Consider the following 24,754-nt stretch of genomic DNA (forward strand, 5'->3'; position numbering starts at 1 on the left):
AGCCCACCCGTTTCGGACGTCGAACTTTCTTTGGAACCGCCCGGCATCGCGCGTGGACACTGTCGCAAGATCACGCCATCCAGCTGCCTACCTCAGGTTTCTCATCAATGATCGCATCAAGCGTCGCCTAGTAGTCTCATGGAAGTAGCATACTGGCACCTGGCTTGCATCTCGTCAGGGCGTCATAGAGCTCGCATGACAACCCATATATGCCGTACTCTCCCACGTGTGACCGATCCGTTCCAGGGCCTCGTGGATGACGCCCCCGCCGACGGCACCGTGCTGCGCGCTGCCTTGCTCCGGGACGCCAAGCGAGGCTTCTCGAAGCTGCACAAGATCTTCGTGCAGCGACCAGCAGGTGGAGAGCGAGCGTCGATGCTCGCAGCGATGGTCAGAGGGCGGCAGGAGCGGGCTCTCGACGCGCTCCTTTTGCTCTACGCCTTGGAACCCGTCCTGCCGGGCAGTCCGCTGCCCTTGAGCACCTGGGCCAAGATGCTTAGCTCGCCGCGGAGTCAGTGTTCGACTCAGGGCGCGTCACGGGCGTTCGACACACTCGCGCGGCACCGGCTGGTCGTGCGCCGCTCTCTGGGCCGGTTCGTGGACGTCGAGCCGTTGTCCGAGGACGGCTCCGGGGAGCCGTGGGAGAGGCCAGGCAGGAACCTGGCCAGGGTAGGCAAGGGCTACCTCACTATCCCCCACGACTACTGGACGACTGGCCTAGCAGACCGCCTCGCCTTACCCGGCAAGGCGATGTTTCTGATCATGCTGGCTGAAACTACGCAGAACCAGACCTTCAGCATGGCCGTAGAGCGCGCGCCTCAGTGGTACGGGATCTCCGAACGGACCGCTGAACGCGGATATAGGGAGCTACGACAACAGCGGACCGCTGTGGGCGAGCCCGTGCTGCGCGAGCATCGTCAGGTCGTTGTCGATGCCAGGTCGCCCACTGGGCTGCGGCCTATCTGGCACCGAGCTTTGTCTGACCCATATAGCCAGACGGCGCGGGCGCGAATGCAGTCCAGGTCGGCACGCGCCGTCCGAACCGCTGCCGAAGCCGCTGAGAAGAACGGAGCCTGGCCAACGGTCGCGATGCGGGCGACCACGAGCGAGGCAAGCCTGACCGCCGGCACAGAACGCGCCGGATAGCGACAGACAGGAGGAGCAAGCAACGAAATGGCGAGGAGAAGAAGGGTCAACGCGCGAGACACGCCAGCGGCGGCACGGGCGGACGAACCCGCACCGGTGGAACATGGGATGTGGTCCACGGTGCAGGCCGCCGTCAACGCTGGATGGGGCGCTACAACTCGCCTCATCCTGATCCTGATGATCATGATTTTGGTGATCACCTTGCTGGGAGCGTGGGCAGGAACCCCGCTTCCAGCGGTCTTGCAGCTGGTTCGTTAGTAAGACTACGGGCGGCGGGTGCTCACAGTCCATCTTTGGACAGGGCACCCGCCTCACCGCTGCGACTTGCTCATGCAGCCGCATCCCGGTTCGGATGCCAAAGGCGAAAAACGCGGCACGCTGGGCAGCAGCACGGGAGCTACCCAGCCGATGACGGCCCGTCGCAGTACTCGCGTGTGGGCGACTCCGTTGACGTCCGCAGGGCGCCAACCTTGATCCACACGGTTGCCGAAGCGAGCCATGACCTCGCTGTAGTCGAGGCCCACGGCGCCGGGAAATCCAATGCTCGTCGAGGTGGTGGAATCAGCCTCGTGGACGAGGTGGTCGAGGACGGCCGTCACGTCGATTGGCGCGCCGCTGAGGTCTGCAGTCGAACCCGTTGTTCCCGCGCCGCCTCGACTTCGGTGCGACACGGCCGGACCCACGAAGTCGACAGGTTTACGCGGAAGTCGGCGCGCCGCCTATAACGGATCCGGCTAGAGCGAGGGCTATCGACAGTGATTCCTGTGCCGTATCCGGCAAGCTCCCGCGACCCAATCCGCTCGCCTCGATCAATTGGCTCAGTGGCCGGTGGTGCTCGGGACCGACGGCTGGGTGGTTGAGGAGGTCGCGCGCCGCGTTGGCGTCCCCGTCACCGATGACGTCTGCCGTCAGCAACTTGATGAGTTCATCTGCAACGTACGGCGGCACGCCGGTGGAGAGATCCAGAGCCGTGAGACTGATCCGCACGCGGAACACCGAAGTCCCTCTGCCCGCGGCGGCGGCCGACGCTCGGTCAATCAGGCCAGCGTGATCAGTTGTGGGGGTGCCTCTGATCGTCGTTGCGTGCCAACTCTGGAGGAGGTCGTGCACCGTTTGCTCCCATGGCTGTTCGATCTTCGTTCGGCTGAGCAGGTCGGCGGCTTCGATGCCATTGCCCTGCATGAGGTGGGCGACGATCGTGACCTGTCGTCCGTCGAGCAGGGTGGGGCAGATTCCGTCGTAGTGCTGCACGTGGTCCAGTGCGTCGGCCCAGCGGCCAGACAGGGTGAGGGCGCGGGTTCCATCGGAGAGCAGGATGCCGCGTAGCCAGTTGATGATTTGTTGGATTTCGTCGGGATCAGCGGTGAGCTGCTGGGGATGTATCTCCAGTTCGTCAATGACGGCGTGCCTGCCGCTGACGATCGCTGTGTGTAGGTCGGTGAGCAGGCGGTGGGCGCCGTCGCCGTCGCCGTCTCGGATGCGTAGGCGGGCGAGGTTGATGACGGGTTCGAGGGCGAAGCGGGCGGTGTGCCCGTTGAGCGGCGCTTTGCTGAGGTAGAGGTTCGCGTGTTGGTGGCACCAGGTGCGGGCGAGTTTCGCGTCTCCGCAATCGGAGGCGACGAGGGCAGCTCCGTTGAAAACCATGGATGCTTTGTCTGGGTCGCGTTCGCGTTGGGCGGTCTCGGCGAGTGCAGCAAGTCGGTTCACTCGTGCGTCGAGCGGTTTGGCTGGCGGTCGTTTGCGGGGGACGAGGGGGAAACGGGCGGCGATGGTGGAGGCGAGGGGCAGGGTCATGGTGTCCTCACGTACGGCGGAGGCCCGTGTTGGCATCGAGGTCTGTTCGGTGGTGCGTGGTGGTTGGCGGTTGCTTCTGCCTGGGTTGGCCGGGGCGGGGTTGGGCACCGCCCCGGCGTGTTCCGTCAGAAGGAAATGTTGAAGGTGGTGTCGGGCCGCTGAATAACGCCAGGCTCGGCAGGTCGCATTCCTGCTGGCTGGGCGGTCACGGTGGGTTGGTTGGGGCGGCCCGCTTCGTCCCATTGGTCGAGCAGGTTGGTGAGTTCGGCGGCGAGCTTGTCGGCGTCTGGCCCGTGTGCGATGGCGCCAAGTTCGTGATGGCCCTCGCTGGTTGGTTGGAAGGCGAGGTAGGCGATGGTGCCGCCGTGGTAGATGGCGGCTCCGGCCCATCGGTAGGCGGGGGTGACCAGTCCGCTGGTGCGGGCGGTGTCGCCGACGCCGAGGCGGCCGAACGGTGTGCTGGTGTGCACGAGTAGCCATAGGTCGAGATGGCCGATGGGGTCCGCGTCGGCGACTTCGATGCCGGTCCAGCGTTCGTGCCGGGGGTGGCTCAGGGCGCGGCTGAGCGCCTGTCGGTCGGGGTGGTCGGAGGCGTCGAGTTTGAGGGCCACGTCGGTGTCGAGGCGCACGTGGTGGTCGGTGTGTTCTGCCGTGCCGCGCATGGGGACGAATCCGCAAACCAGCGGTGTCGTGGTGCTGACGAGTTGGTGGGCGGCGGTGCGGTCGAAGGCGAAGCATCGGGTCAGGCCGCTCTCGTGTACGCGCAGGGGTACGACGATGCGGCCGTGGTCGGCGAGTTGGTCCCACCAGGCGGTGGAGATGTCCCATGCTCCGGCGGTGACGATGATCCGGTCGTAGGGCGCGGTGTCGGGGTGGCCGAGGGCTCCGTCGCCGTGGATCACGTCGACGGTGTCGTAGCCGGCGCGGGCGAGGCTGGCGCGGGCGGCGTCGGCGAGGTCTTGGTCGAGTTCGATGGTGACGACCTTGCCGCTGGGGGTGGTTAGCTCGGCGAGTAAGGCTGCGTTGATGCCGGTGGCCGCGCCGATCTCCAGGACGCGATATCCGGGGTGCGGGTCGAGTTGTTCGAGCATGTCCGCGACGAGGCTGGGGCTCGACGCCGAGGACAGCGCGGCGCCGCTGGGGTCGCGCTTCGTGACGATCTGGCGGCGGGTGTAGACGGTTTCTAGGTCGACCCCGGGGAGGAACTCCTCGCGGGGCACTCTGCGAAACGCCTGCTCTACGGAAGCCGAACGGACGTGGCCGCGCTGTTGGAGGGCAGTGACGAGCTGTTCGCGAAGCACGGCTGCGCTGGGAGCGTCAGACGGGTGGACCATGTGTGTGCTTCTCTCTGTTGTTTGGGCGATTTGATGCGTGTCGTAGGCGTCGGTGAACGAGTGGTGGAAGGTGACGTGCGTGGCTGCCGTCGCGAGGAGCCAGGCGTCGGCGGCCGAGATGCCGAGCCGATTGAAGAGGAACAGCAGGTGGTGGGTGAGCACCCCGCGCAGGTCGCGGGTGAGCGCGCCGTGCCGGTCGAGGAAGCTGAGGTCTGCGCCCGCCCGCTCGTGGGCTTGCGGCCATTGGGCGGTGGCTGCCAGCGGGCTACCCGGCGCGTCGGCGGCGGCGATGAGCAGCCGCTGTACGGCGGCGATCAGCTGAGGGCTTGGTCCTGGCGCGTTGGGCTGGTGGCGGCGGTTAGCGAGGTGTCGCCAGACGTCGCCTTGCTCGGCGAACTCCAGTCCGGCGGCACGCATGAGGCGGGTGGCGAGCACGACACCGAGTTCGCGTCGGTGGGCGCCGCCGACGGTGAGATGGCCGAGGATGTGGCGGCTGTCGGCGTGGAACAGGGTATGCGCGACCGTCATCGCTTGGTCGCCGCCGAACGCGTATGCCTCGGGCCGGTAGATGGGCTCGGTGACGCCGCGGACGCGGTCGTCGTTGGTGAGGTCGGCGAGGAGGGTGTAGACCCTGGCTTGCCGGTCGCCGGGCAGGAGCCGTAACCGCCATGTCTGCGTTTTGCGGATGAACCAGAAGGCGGTGATCACACCGTTGTCTTCGGCGCTGGTTAGTGCGGGGGCGAGTCGGGTTGCGGCGTACTTTTCGGCGGTTTGCCAGTCGGCGAAGGTCAGGTTGACCTGACGCCACTGGCTTACCGAAACCGCCTGGATGGGTGCGGCGATGTCAGAGGCGAAGTCGAGGTCCATGGTGGTCTCCTCGTCTAGTGGATTAGCAGGCTGGTTGCCCAGCGGATGTCGGTGCCGGTGGCCATGGTGTGCAGGGTGAGAGCGACTCCGGCGTGGCCGGCGATCAGGCCGGATCGCGCCGGGGTGGCGTCGGTGGCGTGCTGGATCAGCAGGCGCATCACGTGGGGCATGTGGGTGTGCAGACTGGTGGTGTGGGCGTCAACGGCGGCGTACCACACCGTTGCGGCGAGTCCTGCCCAGCCGTGGCACAGCGATGGGTCGACGAGTCGGTTGAGCTGAACGGGGTCGGCCAGGCAGCGGTACAGGGCGTCTTCCGCTGTCTGCTGCCTGGCGGGATCGGGGAGGGCTATCCCGGCGAGCTGTTGCGCGCGGGCTATACCCGGGGTGCCGTAGCACCAGGACGGCCGAGCCGGTCGGCGTGTCGCGGGCTTGCCGGCGTGCAGCTCGGCTGCCGTGATCCTCTCTGGCCACCATGGTCCGGTTGGGCTGGTCTGCCGCCAGTCGTCCAGCCAGGTGTTGATCCGGCCGATTGCTTCGGCCTGTCCCGGCACCAGGATGTTGTGGCGCATGGCGAGCGCCAGGAGCGCCAAGGGGCCGGTGATGCCGTGCGCCATGCCGAAGTTGGCGTGCCCGCCTGATGCAGGGCTGTCGGGATCGGTCGGGTCGGCGCTCCACCAGCCTGGCGCGAGCCGTCCGGCCTCGTCGTCGATGTCGATCGGGTTGGTGAGCCGCACCAGGTACGTCAGCACCTGCCGGAGCAGTTGTCCGTCTGGTTCACCGCGTAGCAGGTGGGCGCCGAGGCCGGTCAGCCCGCGTACGAGGTCGAACTCCGACAGGGTGGGCCGGGCACATGCCGCGATGCGCGCCTCCGCAGCGCCCAGACGCCGTCTGGTCAGATCCGCGACCGAGTGATCGAGCGCATCGAGGGATGCCGGGTGGGCGTGCGGCGCGGCCGTGGTCAGCGCGTGGGTGACTGCCGGTGCACCGAACCACAGTCCTGCTCCGCTGCCGTTGTTGAGGGTGTCAGTGGTCGCGTGTCGCAGCCATTCGTAGGCCGGTTCCCATCCTGCGTGCCCAGTTTGGGCGCGCACGCCGTGCAGGATCGCGACCCCCGCGGCACCTCGCGATAGGGATTGGGCGTGCCAGCGGGTACTTCGTGGCCCGTAGTCGTCCGCCGTGAAGTCCGGAGGGGGCGGCTGGGTGAGGGTGTCGGTGATGCACGAGGCCATCGTTTCGGCTGCCCGTAGCAGTGGACTCGCGAGGGGAACGGCAGTCATCGGGGCGCTCCTGCGGTGCGGACGCGGCGGCGTACGGTCGCCAGTGCGATGTGGCGGGCGAGCCGATGCGTGACGTGCTCGGCAGGTTCGTCGGGACCGTGAGTGCGAACGAAATGCAGGTGTAGCAGCGAGGTGAGCACGGAGGTAGGGGTCAGTGGGCCGCGAACGGCGGACAGTGTGTCGGCGTAGCGGGCTGCGGCCCGGGATCGCTCTTGCCATGCCTGCTGGACCTGTTCCGGCAGGAGGGTCGGGTCAAGGGTGACCGCCTGGCGCAGCAGATACCGGTCGATGGGTGTCTGCGCGGCCTGCTCCGGGTGGGCGACCAGCCACTCGGATGCGTCGTTGCGGCTGCCGAGCATCGCAGCGGCCAGGTCGATCATGCTCGCGGCGGTAAGGACGTGCCGGTTGACCTGACACTCGGGTTGCGCGCTGAGCTGCGCCAAGGCTGCGGTGGAGTCGGCGGCGAACAACTCCTGCACGGCGACCAGGGCCTGGCCGTCTCCGTACCGGCCTGACTCGGGATGGTAGGTGTCCAGGCTCAGGTCGCCGGCAAGGCCCTGCCGTCGAAGGGCGTCGGCCCACCGGCCGATCCGTACGGCGGCGTGGCCGTGGTCGTCGGTGAGCAGCCGCAGTCGTAGGTGCGGCGTGGGGCGTCGGAGGCGGACGAACCATCGCAGCGGTGGCTTGGGCCAGTCGGCGAGCAGCGGTGGCAGCCCTCGGAGTAGGACCAGTTCCATCATTGGCGGCTCGACGGCCAGCGACGCGGACACGATGCCCCCTGTTCCGGGCATGATCGGCGGGGCGGGAGCGGGCGGCGGCCCCGAGCGTGCGGAGACGACGGCCGGCGCCGCTGTGGGCTCGGCCGTGGAGGCGACCGGTACGACGATCTCGTGGGCACGCCCGGACAGCCACCCGAAGTCCTCCGGACCCGCCGCCTCTACCACGGTGATCGGTTCGGTGCTGGCGTCCAGGTGGGCGCGTAACAGGGACCGGTCCATGGTCTGATCGAGGTTGAGCCGGAGCCGCTGGTCGCCGCTGCCGACCTGCACCCACCCGGGTAGCCGCAGCCTCGACCGCACCGCCTCCCAGGCTGCGAACCATTCGCTGTCGCTCGCGTCCGCAGCGGGCAGGCAGGCCGGGTCGATGCGCCACCGGGCGGCCGTGAGCAAAATCCGCCCGTAGCACAGCGCGGGCCGAAAGGGCAGGCAGGAAGCCGCGCCCCAGTCGAATGGTTTCAGCCGGGCGTCCATCGCTCGGGGCAACTCCACGAGAAACCGACCGAGCAGCGGCATCGTGTGCAAGGCGGCGGCGTGCGCGACCGTCGGCTCGACCACCCTCCCCCGCGACATCGACACCAACACCAGTCGGTCCCGACCGGCAGCCACACCAAGATCACCAATGCTGATGATGCCCTCGGTTGCCGGACGATGCTCAGCCAAGGAAATCAGCCACGGAAGGACCAGCGGGGCATTCAGTACGTTCTGCGCATGCAGACGATGTGGTGGGAAGCTCAATTGCGCCTGCATGGCCCCGTCCACCGCAACGGGTAGCCGGGCGAACTCCTTGCACATGCGCTCCCACTCGGGAACGGGCAGCACGTCGAGGAAGCGTCCGCTCGTCGCCATCGCCGAGCGGCCCATGCCGGTCAGCGCGATCGTGAAGCGCCCTCTCGCCAGTGCGTCCAGCGATGCCGCGCGGATCTCTGCCGTGACATCGACGTGAGGGCTGATGTGGCCCTCATCGGGCGCAGGGCTGGCCAGGGCCTTCACGGCTGCGTCGTCGAGCTTCACCTCGTGGGCACCGTCGATCACTGCCTGCTGGGCCAGTGCCAAGAGCCGCTCGTCACGGCTGGACAACGAGGCTGGGGGTACTTCGGCCGCGCGGGTGAAGTGTTCCGGGTAGCCCAGCCCAGTCAGGGGATCGAGCACCTCAGCCAGCGGCACTATCGCCGTCATGCCGTAGCGGTCGACGAACCGGGCGCGGTACGTGCGCCACTCCGGCCGACCGCCCGGATGTGACGTCAAGCGTCGCAGCATGCCCACAGCGCTCGCGATCTCGGCAGCGACCTGGATCGGCAGGGTGACCTGATCCGCAAGCCGAAGATCCACCGCGATCGGCTGTGGATCCGCTGCCACCCGACGCATCCGGTCAGCCAGCTCACGAAGCTGTGTCGTACCGGCTGTGATGCCACCCAGGTCAACGTGCAACGACGCGAGTGCAGCCGCAACGGGCTGCTGTTCGTTGAGGTGGTCATCCTGCACGGTGTCGAGCTGGTCCAGGATGTGTCGCAGCGGGTCGGTGCAGGTTGACGGCGGTCGGAGGCTGGAGATCAGCACGCCGTGGTCGACCAGATCGGCAACCAGCGCGTCTGCGGACGCACGCGAAGTCCATGGGAACGCGGCGGTCACCGTGTCGACCAACTCCGTCCACGACACCGGCGTGGCGGCTAGCGACACGGCCAGCCGCACGGCTGCCGTGTTTCTCACCGAGGAGACGCCACCCGTTGGTAGCGAGGCATGTGGCCGGCGCCCTACCACCAGCCGAAGTCCCTGTCCCACCGCCAGGTTGTTTGCCTGCACGCGCAGGTTGCGGCGCACATGCGGGTCGGCTTCGAGCCGCGCGATCAGAGACGCGAGCCAGCCCGCGTCCGGCCGTACCCGGATGGCTGAGCGCCCTAACAGCACGGCCGAGGCAGCCCGGTCGAAACGCAGTGCCGCGACTCCGGAGAACAGCCCGAAGGGCGTGGCCCGCCGCTGAGCACGCACCAGGTACCGCGCCAGTGCCAGAGCCATCCTCCAGCCGCGGCCGGCATCGAGTGTTGAGCCGGCGCACACCGCCTCGACCCGGGAAGCGAACTCAGGACTGGCCGTCCACACGGCTTCGGCCGCGCCGGGGAGCCTCCATGTCTCCCGCAGCCAGCCGTCAATGCTCGTGGCATCGCTCCGAAGCGGCCACGGCGGGCCGCCGCCTCGCCACGAGTGCGCGGCGATGCGGATCGTGGCGGCATCAACCTGCCGGTACACACTGCTTCTCGCCGCCACGGTCCTCTCCTCACACAGGAACTTCCTCGGTTTCAGGGGTCGCCGGTTCCGGTGAACGTTCGGGTCGCTCACCGGAACCGGCAAGGACAAGCGACTAGCAGTCACTGCCCTTCACGGTGTCGCAGCCGTCGTCCGTGTCGGCCAACAGTGCGGCGGCGACCGGACCCTCCGTGACGATCTGGACGTCCAGCTGGAACGGGTCGTCGTTGACGGCGAGCAGGTCGTTCATGGTTCCTCCTAGAAAGTTGGGATGATGGGTGGGCAGGTAGCCCCCGCAGCTACCGGCACGGACTTCGCGGAGCGTCAGGTCGGAGGCGGCAGGGGAACGGGGGCACCCCTGCCGCCGGCCGGGACCGGCCACCGCGCCCATCTCGATGAGCGGCGGCCGGTCGGGTAGTCGTCGCACGGCGACTACCCGGGTCGGAAATGGCTGGTTGTAGGTGGCGGCCTGCCGATGGCCCAAGTTCTCGAAGTAGGAGATTGCGGTGATTCCCGTCGTGTCTGCCACAGACTCAGCCGGACGGATCGCACCCTGCCCGCGCTCCGCGCGACGCATGTCATGCGGTTGCCTTGCGGGCGTGGATAGCCCTGCCCTCGTAGGAGCCCAAGAGCACGTTTGGATCGGCCATGAGCGTGACGAACCGGTCGAGGTCGGCATCGGTGACCTCGGGTGTGGTCAGGACGGGACGGAGGTGGTCGACCACGTTGGCGAGTAGCTGGCATCCGGGGCCGCCTCCGGTCCAGGTCTCGGTGGACGCGTGGGTACAGAGCTGCGGCATGCCCTTGACGATGAGCAGGGCGGGGGTGTCGGCCGTCCAGGTGCCGGCACCGTCGAGTCCGGCGATGGTGCGGTAGGTGCGTCGCATGACGGTGTGGATCAGCCGGGTGTCGTCGTCAGTTGCCCAGAAGACTCGTGGCGGGGTGTCGGTGACGTCGGCCAGGACGAGCCAGCCACCGGGACGCAGTCGGGCGATCATCTGTTCCAGCGCCTCTGCGGGGTGTGGCAGTGCGCCGTGCAGCCATCGGGCGACGACGACATCGAAGCTGTCGGGCTCGCCGGGAAGGTCGTCACCGTTCAGGTCCCGCTGATAGACGTCGATGATGCTCGTTGGGTTGAGGTAGGTGGTGTCCTTGTCGACCGCGGTGACCCTGCCGTGGGGGCCGACGAGGCGGGCCAGGTAGGCGGTGACCTCGCCGCCACCCGCGCCGATCTCCAGGACGCGCTGGCCGGGTTGAATGTCGAGCCGGTCCAGCTGCTGCCGGATGATCGGGTTGAGCAGTTCACGCAGCCGGGCAGGGCGCAGTTGGCCGCTGTGAGTAGTCGTCATCGCGGTGATACCTCTCCTGGTTCGAGTTCGGGCGTGCAGGGGTGCTCGGCGGGGACAAGCCACACACCGGACCGGCGGGGCATCACCCGTTGATCTGTTGAGGCCACGGGTGGCGTGTTGGTGGCGGGTGGCTCCCAATAGCGGTGGGGCGTGTGGGTGCGGGTGAGCAGGAGCAGGTAGACGCGTGTGCGCCAGCCGGTAGGCGTGAGGATGGCGCGTTCGTAGGCAAGGACAGGTCCAGTGCTGGGATGCAGGATCAGCAGGTGCCGCTCACGGCCGTTGTCGCTGGTGGCGGCTACGGCGATGCCGGTGCGGCCGGCGTGGTCGCGTGTCTTGGGGTGTGCGGTCAGCCCGGTGGTGTCTGCGAGGGCTTGCGCGGCGAGGGCGCGTTGCGGCGGGCCGGGGCTGTGCCAGGTGGCGAGCGCGGCGAGACCGGCCACGAGCTGTGTGGTCCTGTTGATCTGCGCGTTTTGCAGCCTTGACTTGGCGCGGAGCCAATCGGTGCTGCGGTAGGCGTGGAACAGGTTTCTGTCGTGTAGCCACCCTGGTGGCCAGAAGTCCTCGATGACACCGAACCCATCACTCGGGTGCTGGGTCATCAACTCCGCGCCGGAGTCGTCGTCGGCGTACCAGCGCACGATGTCCCGCGTGCTCTGCTCGCCTTCGTTGTCGTACCAGGCGCGGTGGTGGACCAGATTGAATCGGCCGACTGCCGAGTCGCAGGGGTCCGCTGCTGTGTGGTGCGCTAGGTGGAGCAGGATCGGGCGGGCCGGTTGGCCGGGCCGCAGCTTTGTCGCCATCAGGGTGCTCGCGGTGCCGGCGAGATCATCGTGTGGCGAGGGCACGTCGCAGCCGTCAGATGCGCCGGGTAGAAGCGGCGATTCTTGACTGGGCGGCGGGGGCGCCTGCCCGGCGATGAGAGCGGTGACGAGAACGGCCACCCCGACTTTCCCGCGATAGGCCCACCGGCCAGAGGCGGCGACGGACGGCAGAGACGCCGTGCGGGTGTCCACAGCGCCCGAAAGGACAGCATGCGGTGCGGCCATGGCATCGCCGGGACGGCTCTGGGCGCCGATGGGCATGGGGCTCATCACGGCCTGCTCGGGGTTGATAGACCGTCCCGTCGCGCCCGGGGTCGTGGGATCAACCGGGGCGGTGCGGCGGCACTGAGGTCGGCGACGAAGGCGTCAACCTGGCCGTAAGTGACGCCGGGCATGCAGATGAGATGACTGGTGGCTCCGTCAGTGGCGAGTAGCCACTTCTTGCGCACCTGCTCGGGTGGGGTGGGCATGACGACGGTGAAGGCGTGCGGATGCCGCCACGCCGGCCAGCCGGCGGCGTTGAGTTGATCGACGGTGTAGGCGGCGAGGCGGCGGGCTTGAGTTGCCCGCCAGCGGTGCCCGTCATGGCCGTGGGTGGCGATGGCGTGCCAGAGCAGGGCGGCGGCCAGGCCGCAGCGGGAGCCTGTGATGGTGGTGTCGAGGGTGGCGGTGTAGGCGATGTGGCTGACCGTGTGGCGGGCGTGGTCGCGGATGAGGACTACTCCGCAGGGCGTTGGCACGCCCAGGAATTTGTGGCCGCTGATGGCGATGCTGCTGATGCCGCTGTCGTCATCGAGGCGTAGCCGGCCGTCGAGTGCGAGGGGGATGCCGGACAGCGCCGCGTCGACGTGCAGGTGTCCGGTGACCTGGTGCTCATCGAGGACGGCGCGGATGGCGGTGGTGTCGTCGACGGCTTCGGTCAGGGTCGTGCCAGCGGTGGCGACCACGATCGCGGGCCAGCGTCGGCGGCGGCTGACTTGCGCGGCAAGGTGCGGGTAGTCCATCTCCCCGTCGGCGTCCGCGTTGACCACGACGCCACGCGCCCCGAGCATCCGGACGATCTTGGGTATGGAGTAGTGGGCGGCGGTCGAGTAGTAGATGCGGGCGGTGGGGTGGCGGTGGTGGGCGGTGTGCAGGGCGGATAGGTTGCCTTCGGTGCCGCCGGTGGTGACGTAGCCCCACCGGTCGTCTCGGGGCATGGCGAGGGTGTCGGCGACCCAGGCGATGACGGCCTGCTCCAGCACGCGGGTGTGGGCGACTCCGCCAAGGTCTGCGGGGTCACCGATGTTGTTCCATAGCCGGTTGCCGAGGCGGGTCATGACGTCGCCGTAGTGGAGGTCCACGGCGCCGGGAAAGCCGATGCTCGTTGCGGCGGCGGCGTCGGCGTCGTGGATCAGGTGGTCGAGCACGGCCGTGACGTCGACCGGCGCTCCGCTGAGGTCTGCGGCGTCGGCGAGGCTGAGGCTCTGGTGACCGGTCGTCACGCCCGCCGTCCCGCGAGCAGGTGCGCGGTGAGGGTGTGGTGCAGTGCGCCAAGCTGCCGCCAGATGTCGCGGGTTTCGTCGTCGCCCTGCTCGGTCAGATGCTCGTATGGGTTGTAGTAGGTGATCCGGTCCGGGTTGAGGGTTTTGTTGCAGCGCACGCCGTCGGCGCCGAGGCGGGCCTGCGGATCGCGGTCGATATACAGGGCGGTGCCGTCGGTCAACAGGACGCAGCACTGACCCTTGACGTTGAACGCCGACATGTAGCGGCCAGCGGCCGACGCCTCATGAAGCGCCCGAGCAACCTGATACCAGCGGCCCTGGTCCGAGTCGAGGGTGCTGACACCCACGCCGACGTACCATGCACCGGGAGGCATGGTCATGTCCCCGCCGTTGACCATGGAACCCTCTGGACCGAGGGGACTCCACCCGCGTCCGATGGACGCGATGTTGTCCGCGGCGACCTCAGTCATCTCCGCGAGCAGTTGCGGCAAGACATCGGAGTCCGGCGACTGCGGCCACGTGCGGTGGGCGGTGTGCAACCGGTAGCCGTGCGGCTCGTTGGGCGCGTCGGAGACGAAGAACAGCATCAGCGCGTGAGGGCCGACCGCGCCGCGCCCCCCGAACGCCTGATCGGCTTCAATAAGGTGGCCGGTGTTCAGCCGCTTGGACCGGTAGACGACCTGTAGGCGCAGATCCGCCCAGCGCAGGTCAGCCGGCACGTCGCCGTCGGCATAGCGGTGGTCATAGCCAGCCGGGCCCGGGGGCGGGATGGGAGTAACGGCGGCCGCGGGTGGTCGCTGGTAGCCGGTGGGGACAGGTGCCGCGCCGTAGCCGGGCGGCGGCACCGTGACCGCAGGCTCGGGGTGACTGGCAGGTGGTGCGGCGGGCGGGTGGCCCGCTTGCCAGCGCGGGTCCAGGGGGTCGACGCCGTGGTGCCCGCCAGGTGACGTAGCCGCGTGGGTCCTCATCATCGCCTCCTCAGATCGAGAGGTTCATGGCGTCGGGAACGGCATGCCTCTTTGGTGTGCCACGGCCGATTCCGGCGTAGACCTCCGGGCGGGCCTGCCGCAGATGCCCGGCCCACACCCCGCCGACGACCGCGGTGGCAAGGAGGCTCACGGGCAGCAGGAACGGATACAGCGATCCGGGCTCGGCACCGAGCAGAGACCCGGCGTTACCGACCATCAGCGCCAGCACCACCGACCCGCCCAGCACGCCCAGAGCGGGCGCGAGCCGCCACTCCCACGCACCGGCCTGCGGGCCGCGCACCCTGGCCGGTGCCATCATCGCGGCTACCGACGCGGCCAGCAGCAGACACAGCAGGCCCATCGCCCCCAACGCCGACAGCCACGTGAACATCACCGCCACCGGGTCAGCGCCGCTGAACGCGAACACCCCCACCACCACCGCCGCGACGGCCGTCTGCATCAACGACCCACCACGCGGCGCACTGACCCGGGTCGCGCTACTGCTCCGGGCAAGACCCGCCGGCAGCACCTTCTCCCGGGCCATGGCGAACACATACCGGGCGAGCACCGAGTGAAACGCCAGCATCGACGTGACGATCGCGAAGATCAGCACCACGCTCGCGAGGACCGTCCACCAACTGCCCAGGCGCGCCAGGACCGAGAACGGCAACCCGGACGCCGGATCACCGGCCACCTCCCCCACGACGTCAGGGCCGACCGCCACCCCCATCGCGAACGCGACAACGGCATACACCCCGCCGAGAACGAGTGCCCCACCGATGGTGGCCCGTCCGACTGACCTGCGGTCGACGGCCTCCTCGACGAGCGACCCCGGCGCGTCGAAGCCCATCACCGCGGCTACGCCGAAGGCGATCGCACCGCCGATGCCGCTGACCGCCAAACCCGAGGCGTGAAAGCCGACCCACGACGCCTCCCCGCCCGCCGGCTGTCCCACCCCGGCGAGGACGAACGCCGCGATGATCAGCAACGACGCGGCCAGAACGACGGCCAAGACCCGGGTCGACAACATGATCGCCCGCACACCGAGCACCCCGACGACGACCAGGGCGAGGCCCGCCCACGCCCACCACGCGCCGCCTAGGTGCGCAGCCATCGTCGCCCCGAACAGCCCGTATAAGCTGACCTGGATCGCGTTGTAGGCCACCAGGGCGACCATGCCGGCAGCGACACCCCAACTCCGGCCCAAACCATGCGCGAGGATCGCGTAGTAGGCCGCCGGATGCCCGAGCTGGCGGGCCATCGCCGCGTACCCCACCGCCAGCAGCGCGACCGTACCCGCCACGACCACGAAGGCCAGAGGAACAGCCGCTACCTTCGTCGTCGCATAGGTGCCGACGATGCCTCCGCTGAGCACCACCATGGGCGCCGACGCGGCCGCCCCAAACACCCACAACCCAAACGGCGTCAGCGTCCGCCGCGCGAGCCCCACCTGCACCTGCGCCGAATTCACCGCTGCCCCCGCTGCGGCGAGTCCGGGCACCCCGACCCACGACAGCCAACCACCGGATGCGCACCCACATCAGCGGCGTTGGCGGGCACGACGTAGACCGCCGTCGGCCGTACCGGGCCGCCGCGCCAGAAGCTCCGATCGCGGTGGAGCCGGCGAATCGCGGTGTCGGCATCCGGCGTGAATCCGAAGAGGTCGTGAGCCCCGTCTGGCCACTCGCGCCGGATCGCATACCCCCACGCGTACTCCGTCGACGTCACGTCGCCTGCGAGCGTGAGGTCGGTACCGGTGCAGGCGGTCGCGATCCGTGCTGGCAACCTCAACCAGCGCCCCAAGGCGGGGCTGCGTGGTCGCAGTGCCGTGGGCTGAGTGGCTCGGGTCAGCATGAGGGGTGCCTTCCTTCGGCATGGGGGTGTGATGACGTGTCCCGCTGGCCGAAACGTCGCCGCCAGCAGGTAGAGAAAGCCGGTGCCTTATTGGGTGGTCAGGGAGAACGCGACGGTGCCGCCGGGATGACGCGGCCGAGAAAAGGAGTCGCGGCGCGCTCCAGGGGAACTCGTCGCGGCAGCCCACCGCCAGCCGATCGGCAAGGCTGCTCGTCGCAAGGTTGAGGGCGCCACATTCGCCACAGAGCGGGACCTCCTGGCGCGAGCAGGACCGGCGAGCGCGGCTGATAACCGACTCGCGCGAGCAGTCCCTCTCCAGGCCGGTCGCCGCTGTACTCCGCACACGACGGCAACCCCGCGAGATCCAGGGTCTGGTGATGGGCGGCCAGCAAAGCCCGCGCGGCGTCCCCGTGCCCGGGACGGGCCGCGACGTGAGCGAGCTGGTGATGCGGACGGTGGGGACACAGCCCATCGACACAGGCGTGCAGCAGGGCGAACCGGGCCGCGTGCGGGCCTAGGAGCCTGTGCAGGTCGTATACCCATGCGGCAGCCGGCGGGGGTGGCTCCAACCGCGCGTACCAGACCGTCACCGCCGCGCGATCGTCGGTCGTATCGACGCGACCGCGCTCCAGCCCTTGCGACAGCACAAGCCGTGCCCATCGATACAAAACCACTGCGCGTTTGGCCACATCAGGAACCAGCCAAACCCCAATGGGCTGGGCCATCAGCGCGTCAGCCATAACCGAGGACAAAGCGGCAATGTCCTCGCCGGTCGCGCGCCGGACCGCCGTCTCCATCAAGCTCATGGCGCATCCCCCCGGAATTGGCCGAGCGAGCTACCGTCGCCGGCCGTCCCCAGCACGGTTCCCAGGTGGGCAGCGTGCGCTGAGCGTTGGCGAGACACCCACAGCGCCGAATCGAGCGCGCGATGGAACGTCGCAGCGAGATGCAGGCTGTCCGCGGCGACCCCTGCGGCTGGCAGCCGGTGCCGAGCTGCCTCGATCAACCGCGGTGAGCCGCAGACGTAGAACGCCTGCCCCGGCTGATGGTGATACAGGGCCACGCTGAGCAGATCGCCCTGCGCTGCAGGCTCCACATCACGGTCGTTCGAGAACCCCAACACGACCGTGAGCCAGTCACCATGCGCCTGCTCAAGCTTGTCCAACGCGACCGCGTCGTAAAGGTCCAGAAGCGTCGGCACGCCCACTACCAACGTCACCCGCCGCCCGTTGGGCGACGCGGCAACTTGCTCGACCAGCGCCCGCATCGGCGCGAGACCAGTACCCCCGGCCGCCAACAGCAGATCGGCGTCACCAGCGGCCTCCAGCGACATCCCGACATCGGAAGCGGGCCCCAGCCACAACAGATCCCCCGGCGCGACCCGCTCGACCAGAACGGGCGAAACCACACCCTCTGGTACGGCACGAACGTGGAACTCCACCCGCCCATCCGGGCGCGGAACGCTCGCCGGCGAATACCACCGCCACAACCCCGGCAACCGAGGCGTACACACCGGCATCGCCTGACCAGGCAAATACCGAAGCCTCCGCAACGGCCGAACAGTCAACACCGCGACACCATCAGAGGCCGCCTCGCACGCCTCCACCTCGCCGAACGTCACATGCGGACCATCACCCAACGCCCCCGCCGCCCGCTCTGCGAGCCGAAGCGCCCGCCGACACCCCACCTCCCACTGACCCGCCAGCTCGGGCTCCCAACCCTCGCCCGCGAACCGGCGCACCGTATCGACCAACGCCGCCGCGACGGCCGTACCGTGATAGGGCTGAAGATCAAAACGCCGGTACATCCGACCCAACACCGCCAACGCCGCGCGCCGACCGGCCGGATCACCCCGACCCGCGACTAACTGCCCAAGCGTCGAGAAGAACACCGCCGCGAACTGGTGCGGGAGTAGCCGCACGCTGCGGTCCTCCATGAACGACCAGAAGTGGTCGGAGGCTCGGCCATGCGAGGCGAGGGCGACCGCCAGCGAGAGCCCCAGGTCAGCCATCGCGGCGGCTGGTCCTGGGTGCGCGGCCAATGCTAAGCACCACCCGCCTGGGCTTCGGATCTTCCGCACACGTCTTTACCCGTGCCTCGATAGCCCTATGCCGCGTCACGTTACTGCCTACGGGATCGAACGACCTATCGTCGGCCGGAACAAACCACTTTCTCCGGTGCATCTTTAAGCCACCCCTCTCTCGGCCCCAACTTGACTCCTCCATGCCGGAGGCTCGCCAGCGCCTCTAGGGCGGACCTCCCCTGCTCACCGCCGAGCCGGGCGACCTGAGTTCTGCGCGGTCCAATCACCGACAGCGACCGGTCGACACCGAAACGGATTGGCCCGTTCAGGAAAGCCGAACGACCAGAGCAAATCGACGCCTAGCTTGTTGTCTCGCTGTTGTCTCATGACGAATCCGAGCAGTTTCCGCAGCTGAGAGCACGTTTCTCTGACCGGATCGGACTAGAGTGACGGCGACGATCGGGAGGCAGGATGACGCGGACACCATCGCCACGGAGTCAGCTCTTGGTGCATCCGTTGAGCTACGTTCGAGAACAGCGAAGCTGGACGCAACAAGATCTCGTCGATGTCATCGCGCGCCGTCTAAACACTGCAGCCCGGCGCGAGAAGGCTTGGCGCTGGGAGCGATGGGGCGTGGTGCCGGATGAGGATTCACAGGTCGCATTGGCCGACGAACTCGGCGTCGATAGGCAAACAGTTAGGGCGCTCGGGTGGCCCCACTGGCTCCCTACCGGTCCCGCGATCAGCACGTCAGCACCCTGGACCGTCAACGGAGCAATCGCCTTGCTTGACGACACTGCAGGACCAGCAGTGCTAGATCGCCGAGGGTTTCTGATCATGCAGGCCGGGTTAGCCGCTGCGATAGCCGAACGGTGGCTCGGAACCGAGCCTCCGAAGATCAACGCAGCGCTTGAGGGAGGCCGCGTCGACACAGATCTCCTAGATTGCTTTGAACAGCGACTGCCGGCCCTGCGCCGCATGGATGCCAGCCTCGGCGGCGGGAGCGTGCGGTCACTGGTTGACGCTGAGCTTCGGCTGGTAACGGATCTCCTGCGCCACAGCAACTACTCGGAGGCTGCCGGCAATCGCCTGCTGGTTGTCGCCGCCGAGTTGGGGCGAATCGCTGGTTGGGCTAGTTTCGATGCAGGATTCCACGCGGCGGCCGAGCGCTACTGGTTTGCGGCCCTCCACGCTGCCCACTCCGCAGCCGACCGAGCGGCAGGCGCGAACATCCTGAAGTGCATGAGCCTTCAGCGGGTCGACACGGAACGCCCCACCGAGGCCCTCCGTTTGGCCGACGCTGCGCGAGCTGGGGCGAAGGACGCGCCCGCCCGCGTGCGAGCGATGCTCACTACCCGTTTGGCTCGTACGCACGCAGTGCTTGGTGAATCGGTAGCGTGCGAGCGCCGACTCGCAGAGGCCGACACAGAAATGTCACGCGCTGATGATGAAGCAAGCCCAGCCTGGGCCAGCTACTTTGATCATGCGGAGTACGCCGCCCAGGTTGCGGCCTGCTACCTACTCCTGCAGCGCCACCATGCCAGTGACTACTGGCTTCAGCAGACCCTCGCACTCCAACCGGCCGAGCGCAGCCGGGATCGCGCAACCTATCTGATCTGGCGCGCTGATTCCGTACTGAATCTCGGAGATGTCGAGCAGGCGTGCAGCCTCGTTGCCCAGGCTGCTCCAGATGTCGTCGCCACCCGATCCGTGCGCAACCATCGCCGCTTGCTGGACATCCATGGTCGCCTCGTGGCGCATCGACACCCCGCCGCAGGAGCGTTGGATGAGCGCGTGCGTAGTCTGCTGACATGAGCGAGGCCAATAGGGTCGCAGTTGTCACCGGCTCCAATCGCGGACTCGGCAAAGCTATCGCCCGCGGCTTAGCCGAGACCGGCGCCCACGTGGTCGTCACCGCCCGCACTGAGGAAGCCGCACATCGGGCCGCCGATGAGCTACTCGCGGATGAACTCTCCGCATCCGGCCAGCAACTAGATATCGCCGATCCGGCAAGCGTCGCTCGTGCCATGGCAGACGTGGGCTACCAGTACGGCCGGCTAGACATCCTCGTCAACAACGCCGGCATCGCCATCGACCGAGGCCAGGCAGCGGCCAGCGCCGACATCGAGAAGGTGCGAGCCACCCTGGACACCAACATCATGGGGACCTGGCGCTGCTGTACCGCAGCCATCCCTGAGATGAGAAAGAACGGGTACGGCCGGATCGTCAACGTCACCAGCCACATGGGCACCTTCGGCGAGATGGGAACCGGAAGCGTCTCCTACCGAGTGTCCAAGGCTGGGGTGAACGCACTAACCTGCATCCTCGCAGCTGAGCTCAAGGACGACGGCATCTTGGTGAACGCGGCGTCCCCGGGAAAGGTCGACACTCGCCTGGCCTACGGAAAGGCGAACTCCACGCCTGACGAAGCTGCGGACACGTTCTTATGGCTTGCCACACTGCCGTCAGACGGCCCGACCGGGGGACTCTACTTCCAGCGACGACCACTCGCCTGGTAGCGGCATCACGGGACAGGGTAGGCGGCACCGAGCTACCGCTGCGTGATCAACAGATGACGTGAATGAGATCTTCATGTTTGACTGTGTGTATGCAGGCGGGGGAAGCGCGGCTGTCGATCGATTGTGGTGACGCCAGCACCGTGGCTGTTCTGGCCTGGGCTGACGGCAGCGCGTCTGCGCTCTCTTTCGACGGGCTGCCGTATCTGCCCAGCGCTGTGCACGTGGGCCCCGACGGGGAGGTACGGACAGGACAGCGGGCGTGGCAGGCCGCCGTCGAGCAGCCGAACAGATTCATTCCGAGCCCTCGCCGCGCCGTCGATGACGACGTCACGGTCGACAAGACGATGGTGGAGGCACTCGCGCTGGCGGCGGCGCCGCTGCGCACGGTCGCGGCCGAGGCCGAGCGGGTTGCCGGCGGGCCGGTGCGGGATGTGCGGCTGGTGGTACCGGCGGGTTGGGGTCCGCGTCGGCGGACCTGGATGAGGCAGGCCGCGCATCGGGCGGGTCTGGCGCAGCCGCGTCTCGTCGAGGCCCCGGTAGCCGTCGCCGAGTACCTGCTGGCGACCGGTCTGCAGCTGCCGGTCGGGGCGTTCATCGTCGTCGCTGACGTCGGCGCGGGCGCGGAGGTGACGGTGCTTCGCCGCGGCCCGGCGGGGTTTGAGGTTCTCTCGACCCTCGCTGACCCTGCCGCCGGAGGCACCGCCGTCGACCTGGCCTTGACTGCCGCTCTGACAGGCGGCCGGGACGCACCCGGCGACGACGGAGGCGATTGGGCGACAGCGCAGAGCATCCGCGCGGCGAAGGAAACCTTAGGAGCCCACCCTGCCGTCACGGTACCGCTCCAGGGGCGGGCACCGGTCATCGCGAACAGCACCATGCTGGTCGAAGCCGCTCTGCCAGTAATTCGACGCGTGGCGGAGCTGGTCGGGGAGGCCATCGCCGCCGCCGAACTCGCCCCCAGCGACCTCGCGGGGATCTATTGCGTCGGCGGCAGCGCCCATCTGCCGCAGCTGGACACGGTCGTCGCCGAGCACACAGGCATCACCACCGCGGTTGTTCCCGAGCCTCAGCTCGTGGCCGCCCGAGGTGCCGCGGATGCTGGCGCCGCGCATGCGGGGACGGCGGTAGTGGTGGAGGTGCCGATACCGCCGGTGCGACGGGCCGTGGCGATCGCGGTGCCGGGCTTCGCGTCGCTGGCGCTGATCTGGCAGGTTCTTCTGACCGCCGAGCAGCACAATCTGATGAACGTCTACCGCTCGGTGAGTTTGAACTGGGGCGAGTTCACGATGGCTGCTGTGTTCGCCCTGTTGGCCTGCCTCGCCGCCGGGACCGTCCTCGGATCCCTGATCGCCGCGCGTAGCCCCACCCCGGGTACCCGCACTGAGGGTGGCAAGGTCGGTATCGGCATTCTCGCTGCGGTCAGTCTCGGTGCGGCGATCGCGGGCCTCTACGCGGTCGTCACCAGTCAGTATTTCGGCGAGCCCGTGGGCCCTTTCCTGAAATGGGCGTTGTGGCCGATCGTTCCGATCGTGGTGATGGCCGTGGCGATGGCGGTGGTCGCGGCTCGGCAGTGGCGTGCCCCGCACGGCGGCTGGTCGGCGCTGCTGGCCGCACCGACCGGGTCGATCGTCACCGCGGGGCTCGGCATGGGGTTGATCCAGTATTCGCTGACGGCCGACAGATGGCCCGACCGGCTGTTATGGATCGATGTCGCCGGGCGCGTCGGTGGGCTGCTCCTCGGCGTCGGGTTGGTCATGGCGTTGGTGACGCCGCTGATGTTCCGCCTCATCCTCAGCGCCCCCGTCGCGGTCATCAGCGCCGCGATCGTCAGCGAGCAGGCCGCCGGCATTCTCGGCGTCAGCTACGCCGTGGCCCTAGCGATGTGGTGGGCAGCCCGACTGTGGACCCGCATCATCCGCCCCGCCACCACGAGCCCTGTCTCTGCCCAGCGATCAGCGGGTGCCGGTCCCTCGGGTGGGGGTGGGTGAGGTGCGGTGGCCGCGCCAGTTGATGTCGCTGCTGGTCGTCCTCGCGCTCCTGACAGGTCCGCCGGTGGTGCTGCTACTCCTGATCGGCCCACCCATACGCGGGTGGCCGAGCACTGAGCAGGTGCGGGCGTGGGTGCAGCAGCCCTTGACCGAGCAGAGCCTCACCGCCGCGTTAACGATCGGTGCGTGGCTACTGTGGCTGCTGCTCGCCTACACCGTCGCCGTGCGGGTCTTGATCCGTCTGCGGACGACCGTGGGATGGCTGCGCAGGCTTCCGCTACCGACGCCGCTACAGGCGACGGCAAGCGGAATGGCCGGAGCCGCAGTCTTCGGCGTCGCCACCAACCAGGTCACCATCGCCCCGCCGCAACCATCGCCTCCGCTCGCAGCAGGGACTCCCGAGGAGTCCGACGAGGTCAGCCCCATCCATAAGGACACGGCGGCGAACAAAGACGGAATTCACCTGGCCGGCGGCTGGCTGCCTGATGAGGTCGCCGAGCAGGTCGCTGCTGCCGCAGCCCTCGTCTGGCTACGCCGCCGCCGCGACTACCAGCCCCGCCCACCCGACCCACACCGCCGCGACGAACTCGATACCGCAGGACTGCCCCCGACCGTCACGGCCGTACAGGCAGCCTTCGCCGACGCTCCCGCCCCGTCGGTTGCACCGGAGCCGTCGGGCAGCTTCGCCGCCCTTCTCGGTGTCTTCCCGGTCAGTGGTTTGGGCGTCAGCGGACCAGGCACGCTATCGATCGGCCGAGGACTGCTGATCACCGCCCTGCTGGCCGGGCACCACCTCCGCACCCCAACGCTGATCACCACCAGGGCAACGCTGACCAGCCTCCTCGGCGCCGACGCGCCGGCACTCGACCGGCGTCTACCACAGCTCACTGCCGTGGAGACCATCCACGACGCAACGCGGCTCGTCGAGTCCGCCCCCTCACCGAGGATCGTCCTCCTACTGAAGGAGGAAAGCGACGGCTACGACGTAAAACACCTCGCTGCTAGAGCGGCCACGGCCGGTGGCCGAATCGTTGTGCTGGGAGGATGGCCCGCAGGATCAACCTGGCAAGCCGCCCCGACAGGCCATCTGCACGACCCCTCGCGCCCCGAAGAACCTGGACCTCGACTGTGTGTCCTCGACCAGGTGGCGGCGACTGACCTGCTCGCCGTCATCGTCCACCCCGACCCGGCACCACCCGCCCCAGCGACCCCGCACCCTCCCCTGCCTCACGTGGTGCCACCGAAGGCCCGGCTGCCGCGGCAAGCGACCCGAGGCGAGCCCCGCAGCCGGCCCGATGCTTCCACTCGGCGACTTCGCCTACGCGTCATGGGCGAACCCACCCTCCTCGTCGATGGCGAACCCCTCACCATCCGCCGCACCGCCGCCCTCCAGATCCTCGTCTTCCTCGCCACCAACCACCCCAACGGCGCCACCACCTCACAGCTAGCCGATGCCATCTGGCCAGCTGTCCCCCGCCGGTCCCTCACCGGACGGCTCTACACCACCCTCAGCGAACTCCGCACCGTCATCCGGGACGCCAGCGGGATGCACGTCATCGAACACACCGACGACCGCTATCGCCTCAACCCGGCACACCTGAACGTCGACCTGTGGCAGCTGCAAGCCGCCATTCACCACGCCGCCAGCGCCGTCACCAACACCACCGCTGCCTGGCAGGCCATCGTTGACGCCTACCCCGCTGACCTCGCCGCCGGACGCATCTGGCCATGGCTCGACCCCATTCGCGAAACGACCCGCCGGCATGTCATCAACGCCTGCGCCGCCCTCGCCGACGCCGAACCTGAACCGCAGCGTGGCCTTGCCGTGTTGCAGGCGGGCCTCCGCATCGACCCGTATAACGCAGACCTACACGCCCGCGCCCGCAGCGCATTCACGGCTGACGGTGACCCCGAAGCGGCCACCGAACTGCAGGGCCGCTACCAGCGCCTCATGTCGGAGGCAGGGCTCGACGAAGATGCCCCCGATCGCCTTCCGAGCAGGGCCAGCAACCCAACTGGCGTCAGCCGGCAGTAGTCCGACTCACCTAACCTGAACCGGCCTCGGTTCCGTCTAGCCCCGTAGCCCTCATCACGCCATGGCGTGACACGCGCCTGCGAAGTACGCACGTCTACTGACTTTGGTCACCAACTGACCGGCTTGCGAGGCAGCAAAGCAGGCGCGGCTCCCACAGTTCCAGCCGCGACTTCGCCCCCTAGTGGATGCGGTATTGGGGGGATTGGCGGTGGCCATCCTGCCTGCCCTTGACCAAGGCGCGCCAAGCGGCCGACGCCCATACTGGGTCGGTCGAC

Annotated in this window: 16 protein-coding genes; 5 read left to right on the forward strand and 11 right to left on the reverse strand. The window is 68.4% G+C overall.

Features of this window, described 5'->3' with window-relative positions:
- Positions 1–228: 228 nt before the first annotated feature.
- Positions 229–1,146, forward strand: a complete 918-nt coding sequence (locus KBX71_RS08865; RefSeq protein WP_210817499.1) for a hypothetical protein — start codon at positions 229–231, stop codon at positions 1,144–1,146.
- 696 nt (positions 1,147–1,842) lie between these two features.
- Here KBX71_RS08865 and KBX71_RS08870 read toward each other — a convergent pair.
- The 11 genes from KBX71_RS08870 to KBX71_RS08920 form a co-directional block, all read right to left on the reverse strand.
- Positions 1,843–2,940 (reverse strand): hypothetical protein, encoded by a 1,098-nt coding sequence (locus KBX71_RS08870; protein ID WP_210817500.1) that lies wholly within the window; start codon positions 2,938–2,940, stop codon positions 1,843–1,845.
- 125 nt (positions 2,941–3,065) lie between these two features.
- Complete coding sequence (gene fxlM / locus KBX71_RS08875) at positions 3,066–5,141, reverse strand: methyltransferase, FxLD system (protein WP_210817501.1); 2,076 nt, start codon at positions 5,139–5,141, stop codon at positions 3,066–3,068.
- 14 nt (positions 5,142–5,155) lie between these two features.
- The gene (locus KBX71_RS08880) at positions 5,156–6,370 is read right to left on the reverse strand and encodes a lanthionine synthetase C family protein (RefSeq protein WP_210817565.1); all 1,215 of its coding nucleotides are present in this window, start codon (positions 6,368–6,370) and stop codon (positions 5,156–5,158) included.
- A gap of 44 nt (positions 6,371–6,414) precedes the next feature.
- The gene (locus tag KBX71_RS08885) at positions 6,415–9,441 is read right to left on the reverse strand and encodes a lantibiotic dehydratase (RefSeq protein ID WP_210817566.1); all 3,027 of its coding nucleotides are present in this window, start codon (positions 9,439–9,441) and stop codon (positions 6,415–6,417) included.
- A gap of 112 nt (positions 9,442–9,553) precedes the next feature.
- Positions 9,554–9,688, reverse strand: a complete 135-nt coding sequence (locus tag KBX71_RS08890; RefSeq protein ID WP_124774359.1) for an FxLD family lanthipeptide — start codon at positions 9,686–9,688, stop codon at positions 9,554–9,556.
- Positions 9,689–10,016: 328 nt separating this feature from the next.
- A complete protein-coding gene (locus KBX71_RS08895) occupies positions 10,017–10,787 on the reverse strand; it encodes a class I SAM-dependent methyltransferase (protein WP_210817502.1) in 771 nt (256 codons plus the stop codon).
- Positions 10,784–11,632 (reverse strand): hypothetical protein, encoded by an 849-nt coding sequence (locus tag KBX71_RS08900; protein ID WP_210817503.1) that lies wholly within the window; start codon positions 11,630–11,632, stop codon positions 10,784–10,786. The genes KBX71_RS08895 and KBX71_RS08900 overlap by 4 nt, the downstream gene beginning before the upstream one ends.
- 245 nt (positions 11,633–11,877) lie before the next feature.
- Positions 11,878–13,092, reverse strand: coding sequence for a histidine decarboxylase (locus KBX71_RS08905; RefSeq protein WP_210817504.1), 1,215 nt, complete (start codon positions 13,090–13,092; stop codon positions 11,878–11,880).
- Positions 13,089–13,811, reverse strand: coding sequence for a hypothetical protein (locus KBX71_RS08910; RefSeq protein WP_210817505.1), 723 nt, complete (start codon positions 13,809–13,811; stop codon positions 13,089–13,091). The genes KBX71_RS08905 and KBX71_RS08910 overlap by 4 nt, the downstream gene beginning before the upstream one ends.
- 259 nt (positions 13,812–14,070) lie before the next feature.
- Positions 14,071–15,516: an APC family permease gene (locus KBX71_RS08915; RefSeq protein ID WP_210817567.1), complete on the reverse strand. Its 1,446-nt coding sequence runs from the start codon at positions 15,514–15,516 to the stop codon at positions 14,071–14,073.
- A 1,200-nt stretch (positions 15,517–16,716) separates the two neighbouring features.
- Entirely contained in the window at positions 16,717–17,925 is a 1,209-nt protein-coding gene (locus KBX71_RS08920; RefSeq protein ID WP_210817506.1) for an FAD-binding oxidoreductase, read from the reverse strand.
- Between the two features lie 519 nt (positions 17,926–18,444).
- Here KBX71_RS08920 and KBX71_RS08925 point away from each other — a divergent pair.
- From KBX71_RS08925 to KBX71_RS08940, 4 genes are all read left to right on the forward strand, one after another.
- The gene (locus KBX71_RS08925) at positions 18,445–19,752 is read left to right on the forward strand and encodes a transcriptional regulator (protein ID WP_307847020.1); all 1,308 of its coding nucleotides are present in this window, start codon (positions 18,445–18,447) and stop codon (positions 19,750–19,752) included.
- The gene (locus KBX71_RS08930; RefSeq protein ID WP_210817508.1) at positions 19,749–20,456 is read left to right on the forward strand and encodes an SDR family oxidoreductase; all 708 of its coding nucleotides are present in this window, start codon (positions 19,749–19,751) and stop codon (positions 20,454–20,456) included. The genes KBX71_RS08925 and KBX71_RS08930 overlap by 4 nt, the downstream gene beginning before the upstream one ends.
- 140 nt (positions 20,457–20,596) lie before the next feature.
- Positions 20,597–22,444, forward strand: a complete 1,848-nt coding sequence (locus tag KBX71_RS08935) for an Hsp70 family protein (protein WP_307847011.1) — start codon at positions 20,597–20,599, stop codon at positions 22,442–22,444.
- 1 nt (position 22,445) lies between these two features.
- A complete protein-coding gene (locus tag KBX71_RS08940) occupies positions 22,446–24,479 on the forward strand; it encodes a hypothetical protein (RefSeq protein WP_307847012.1) in 2,034 nt (677 codons plus the stop codon).
- Positions 24,480–24,754: the final 275 nt, after the last annotated feature.

Source organism: Micromonospora sp. D93 (assembly GCF_018070365.1).
GTDB classification, from domain to species: Bacteria; Actinomycetota; Actinomycetes; order Mycobacteriales; family Micromonosporaceae; genus Micromonospora; species Micromonospora ureilytica.

Excerpts from the sequence above, each read along its gene's own strand:
- KBX71_RS08870 (WP_210817500.1), bottom strand. The coding sequence starts at position 2,940 with ATGACCCTGCCCCTCGCCTCCACCATCGCCGCCCGTTTCCCCCTCGTC.
- fxlM (WP_210817501.1), bottom strand. The coding sequence starts at position 5,141 with ATGGACCTCGACTTCGCCTCTGACATCGCCGCACCCATCCAGGCGGTT.
- KBX71_RS08880 (WP_210817565.1), bottom strand. The coding sequence starts at position 6,370 with ATGGCCTCGTGCATCACCGACACCCTCACCCAGCCGCCCCCTCCGGAC.
- KBX71_RS08890 (WP_124774359.1), bottom strand. The coding sequence starts at position 9,688 with ATGAACGACCTGCTCGCCGTCAACGACGACCCGTTCCAGCTGGACGTC.
- KBX71_RS08895 (WP_210817502.1), bottom strand. The coding sequence starts at position 10,787 with ATGACGACTACTCACAGCGGCCAACTGCGCCCTGCCCGGCTGCGTGAA.
- KBX71_RS08920 (WP_210817506.1), bottom strand. The coding sequence starts at position 17,925 with ATGGCTGACCTGGGGCTCTCGCTGGCGGTCGCCCTCGCCTCGCATGGC.
- KBX71_RS08930 (WP_210817508.1), top strand. The coding sequence starts at position 19,749 with ATGAGCGAGGCCAATAGGGTCGCAGTTGTCACCGGCTCCAATCGCGGA.